Genomic DNA, 4,957 nt, shown 5'->3' with positions numbered 1-4,957 from the left:
ACCGAGATCGTCGCCAACTGAGAGGTCGGTCCCTCCCCCTGCTCCGGTGTCCGTGCTCGATGCAGGATGCCTTCTGAGGGTGTGAGAGGTCTGCGTTTGCGCAGATCGGTCCACCTTTCTTCTCGCGCGCCACTTCCACGGTGAGTGCGCGAGCCTGCCTCGTCGAGGACAACGCCATGCATATCTTCTTCAACGTTTCATCGTCTACACCGCACCTTTGTTTCCCTCATCCCAGGCCCGCCGTGCCTCCTCCCGGAGTCCCGATCGTCCTTCGCGAGGCCGGGCCGCACGATCTACCGCAGAGCGCGCAGTTGCACCTCGACGAGCTACCGATTGGCCTCTTCCCCGAGCTGGGAGCACGGTTCCTGCGCCGGTGGCACCGCAGCTTCGTCAACCGACCACACGCGATCGCTCTTGTCGCGACCGACAGCGAGGGCGCCGTCGTCGGGTTCCTCCTCGGCACCCTCGATCACCATGCCCATATCGGTAATCTACTGCGCGAGAGGATGACCGTGCTGTCGTTCGCTGCACACGCCGGTGCGGCGATGGCAGTCCGCCCGCGCACCGCGGTGCGGTTCGTTCGTACCCGTCTTCGCCCCTGGTGCAGAGCGGTGATGCGTTCTTGGCCCATCCCGCTGTCGAACGGCGAACCCGAGACTCCCCCGGCCGACAGTGTCGCCGTCGTCGTTGCGATAGCGGTGAGCCCACGGGTGCGAGGGATCGGAGTGGGTGCACAGTTGCTCGACTGGTTCGAATCCGACTCTGCGCGGGCAGGTGCACGCTGCGCCGAGCTGTCCACCGACCTCGGGGTGGCCGACAATGCAGGCGGCTTCTACGAGCGCCTCGGATGGCAAAAAAGCGGAAACCGTCTCGATCGAGACGGCCGAACCATGCAGACCTACCGGCGAGATCTAGACGGCCGCTGCGGCCGTGCTCCGCTCCCCTTGTCGGTCTCACCAACCAGGACGACCGCGAGCACTGCCCCGTCAACAGAAACGAGACGATGATGTCAAGCACCCGACGAACGGTGTTCGAACTCGTGGGATGCACTGCGCTCGCAGGCGTGCTGCTTGCAGGAGTGTTGTTCCCCATCGTCGGTGGCCTGGGATACGTCTCGAACCGCGCCGCTGACACCGTCGAGAACGTTTCCGGCGAACTCGCCGAGGGCGTCGTTCCTGCCATCTCGACGATGACGGACGTGGCAGGCAATCCGATCGCGTGGCTGTACGAGCAACGTCGTTCCGAAGTGCCGAGCGCGAAGATCTCCAACGAGATGAAGCTTGCGATCGTCTCCGTCGAAGACCGGCGCTTCGCAGAACACCAGGGCGTGGACTGGCAGGGAACGTTGCGAGCGTTCTTGACCAACACCACCAGCGGCCAGGTCGAGCAGGGCGCATCGACACTCGATCAGCAGTACGTGAAGAACTATCAATTGCTGGTCGTCGCCGACACCGACGCCGAACGGCGTGCCGCGATCGAGACGACGCCAGCTCGCAAGATCCGCGAGATCCGTATGGCGTTGTCCTTGGACAGAGAATTGACCAAAGACGAGATATTGACCCGCTATCTGAACCTGGTTCCGTTCGGCAATGCCTCGTTCGGCATCCAAGACGCCGCGCAAACCTACTTCGGTGTCGATGCCAGCGAGTTGACGGCGACGCAATCAGCGATGCTGGCGGGGATGGTCCAGTCCAGTTCGGCACTGAACCCGTACACCAACCCCGACGGTGTGACCGCACGCCGAAACCTCGTCCTGAACACCATGATCGAAACCATCCCGAACCGAGCCGCAGAATTCGAGGCCGCCAAAGCCGAGCCATTGGGAGTGCTAGCCGCGCCCAACACCCTCCCACGTGGATGCATCGCCGCCGGTGATCGAGGGTTTTTCTGCGACTACGCACTCCAATATCTTGAGAACGCCGGTATCAGCCGCGATCAAATCGACGAGGGCGGCTATCTGATCAGAACGACCCTGGACCCGGCGGTGCAGAACTCGACCCAGGCCGCACTGACCGCGAACACTGATCCCGACCTCGACGGTGTCGCCACCGTGATGAATGTCGTCGCACCCGGGCAGGACGAACACCGCATTCTCGCCATGGGCAGTAGTCGCACCTACGGACTCGATGCCGATGCCGACGAAACGGTTCAGCCGCAACCGTATTCACTTGTCGGCAATGGCGCCGGGTCGATTTTCAAGATATTCACCACTGCCGCCGCGATGGAACGCGGACTCGGCACCAACGCCACACTGCAGGTTCCCCGGCGCGTGGAGGTCAGGGGGTTGGGCGACGGCGGCGCGCGTAACTGCCCGGCGGGTGCTTACTGCGTGGAGAATGTCGGAAACTATCCACCGTCGCTGACGGTCACCGATGCATTGGCGCAGTCACCGAACACGGCGTTCGTGAAGTTGCTCGAGTCCGTCGGTGTCACACCGACAGTCGACATGGCTGTACGGCTAGGGCTTCGCTCCTACACCCTTCCCGGCTCGTCCGGCTTCGGCGAGCAGAGTATGGCGGACCTTCAAAAGAAACAAAGTCTCGGCTCGTTCACGCTCGGACCTACCTGGGTCAACCCGCTCGAGCTGTCCAACGTCGCAGCTACCCTCGCCTCGGGAGGGACATGGTGCCCACCGAACCCGATCGACTCCGTCTACGACCGCGAGGGTGTACCTGTACCGGTCACACAACAAGCGTGCGAGCAGGTCGTCGAACCCGGTCTGGCCACCACACTCGCCAACGCGATGAGCAAGGACGATCAACCCGGAGGAACCTCGGCATCTGCGGCCCGGTCTGTGGGCTGGACGCTGCCGATGTCCGGGAAAACCGGCACCACCGAATCCAACCGATCCTCTGGCTTCCTCGGCTTCACCAACCGCTACGCCGCCGCCGTCTACACCTACGGCGACTCACCGACACCCGGCCAGATCTGCTCCTTCCCACTGCGCCCCTGCAGCTCCGGGAACCTCTACGGCGGCAACGAACCCGCACGGACCTGGTACGACGCGATGGACCCAATCGCCACGAACTTCGGCCCCATCGAACTGCCACCGGTCGACGACAAATACGTCCGCGGCTCCGCCAACGGACAAGTACCCCAGGTCAGCGGCATGAGCCAATCCTCGGCCACATCGAGATTGGAAGCAGCAGGATTCGAGGTGAACGTCGCCACCACCACCAGTCAGGGCGCCCGCGGTACCGCTACCGGCACATCCCCATCAGGGGCTGCGATCCCGGGATCGCTGATCACGCTGTACATCAGTGACGGCTCCGCCGCCCCCGGCCGCACACCCACACCAGCTCCGCCCAGTATCGACATCCCCGGCCCGCCGCTATCGCCGCCGCGGTGATCACCGCGGCACTCACCTTTGAGACCCCGCGCACGAAAGGACACGCCATCACAGTCAGCCGTCGACAACTGCTCACAGCCGCAGCGGTTTTGCCGCTCACAGCCGGCTGCACCATCAACACCGCCGACAGACAATCCCCCAGCCTCGCACCGAGCAGTACCGCATCTCCCGCACGGTCCCCGGCCGTGAGCGCACCTAGCAGTCGATCATCGGCCCCGGCGAATCCGGGGCGGTGGATGCCGACAGCCGGCGAAGTGATGCCCGAGATCAAACGCGCAGCGACGAGCTTCCTCGAAGCCGGTGGCAGCTGGAGCGAGGGAGGAGGAGTACTCGACAGCTTGCGCACCGCAGGGGTATCGCTCGAAGTCGCGGCGACGGCAGCACTGCTTCAGCCCGGCGATGTCCTTGCCAGCACCCTACGGGTGGTGTATCCGCAGTACGCCGGAATCGGTCCAGAGAGTGCCGCAGTGATCGTGCTGTTCGACCAACTCCTACAACGCCCCACGCTCGCGCAGCCAGCCGAGACGACCCGGCAGATGGCACTCGACATCCGGCTCAAGCGCGACATCGCCGCTGGCACGGCCTGGACCGTGGAGAAGATCAACCCTTTGACCTCTCTTGGATCCCCCGTACCACTGACCGCCGCGGCGTCGTCGGTGCTGAGCAACCCTCGCATCACGCTCTCCGAGCCTGCACGACTCGACATCGGAACCGGACGCATCAACAACAATGTGCTCCAGATAATGCTCAGACTTGCCGACCGATTCACCTACGCAGTGCAGGTGATGCACACCGGTCACATCCAGACCGTCTTCCCGCACCCGCGCTTGTCCAACCACGCAGTGGGACGAGCGGTGGACATCCGAGAAATCAACGGTCGGCGCGTTGTCGACGATCCCGACAACAACCCAACGATCTTCGAATTCGTCACTGAGGCGGCCCTACTGGGCGCAACCGAGGTCGGAGGTCCGACCGACCTCAACGGTGACCGTCCAGGATTCTTCACCGACGACGTGCACAGCGACCACATCCACATCGGCATCACCCCGGGGAACGCACCGGCGCATCTGCGATGACCACCGAACCGGATGGGCACTTCGGCCTGACCTGCTCGAGATACTATGCTGGCTAGTAGTTGAGTGCTCGCCACGGCGAGGCGGGCGAAGGTGTCGGAGTTGTTCGCATTCAGCCTGTACCGATCGTCGGTGCGATTCGCTGCCACGGCTGTTCGCCGCCGAACGATCCGCGTTCGTACATCGCCTCAGTGATTTGGAGATGAAGTGAATGGAGATGAAGGTCGATGCGTCTACCTCGTCCCGCACATACCGCCCGAGCAGTCATGTCCACCTCAGCTCCCGTATCCGGTCGTGTCCACCGCGCCTGACCGGGAGATCGCTTGGCGTTGACGCTCAAGCGATTACATCACCGAACCCTCATCGACAGAACGAGAACCGCACTTTATGTCCACCTCGCTTTCCCGCATCCTGCTGCCATCTCTGATCGCAGCTCTGTCCCTCGTTGGATGTTCCGCTCCGGCAGCCACTGACGACGCGGCTGATCCGGCAGTGGTCGACTTCACCTCCTCACTGGCTCATGTGCACGGATTGC

Annotated in this window: 3 protein-coding genes; all 3 read left to right on the top strand. The window is 63.4% G+C overall.

All coding sequences use genetic code 11. The annotated features are described in order from the left end of the window. Nucleotides 1-242 precede the first annotated feature (242 nt). The 3 genes from A2J03_RS04865 to A2J03_RS04855 all read left to right on the top strand — a co-directional run bounded on the left by A2J03_RS04865 (nt 243) and on the right by A2J03_RS04855 (nt 4,425). Nucleotides 243-1,007, top strand: a complete 765-nt coding sequence (locus A2J03_RS04865) for a GNAT family N-acetyltransferase (protein WP_068370346.1) — start codon at nt 243-245, stop codon at nt 1,005-1,007. Beyond that, nucleotides 1,004-3,349, top strand: coding sequence for a transglycosylase domain-containing protein (locus A2J03_RS04860; protein ID WP_197480621.1), 2,346 nt, complete (start codon nt 1,004-1,006; stop codon nt 3,347-3,349). The genes A2J03_RS04865 and A2J03_RS04860 overlap by 4 nt, the downstream gene beginning before the upstream one ends. 185 nt (nt 3,350-3,534) lie before the next feature. Beyond that, a complete protein-coding gene (locus A2J03_RS04855) occupies nt 3,535-4,425 on the top strand; it encodes a hypothetical protein (protein WP_231912368.1) in 891 nt (296 codons plus the stop codon). The last annotated feature ends 532 nt before the right edge of the window (nt 4,426-4,957 follow it).

This window comes from Rhodococcus sp. EPR-157, from assembly GCF_001647195.1.
Classification (GTDB): Bacteria; Actinomycetota; Actinomycetes; order Mycobacteriales; family Mycobacteriaceae; genus Rhodococcoides.
Note: the sequence above shows the minus strand (reverse complement) of the source record. Positions and strands in the feature narration are given on the sequence as shown.

Coding starts and splice junctions, on each gene's coding strand:
- A2J03_RS04860 (WP_197480621.1), top strand. CDS start 1,004: ATGATGTCAAGCACCCGACGAACGGTGTTCGAACTCGTGGGATGCACT.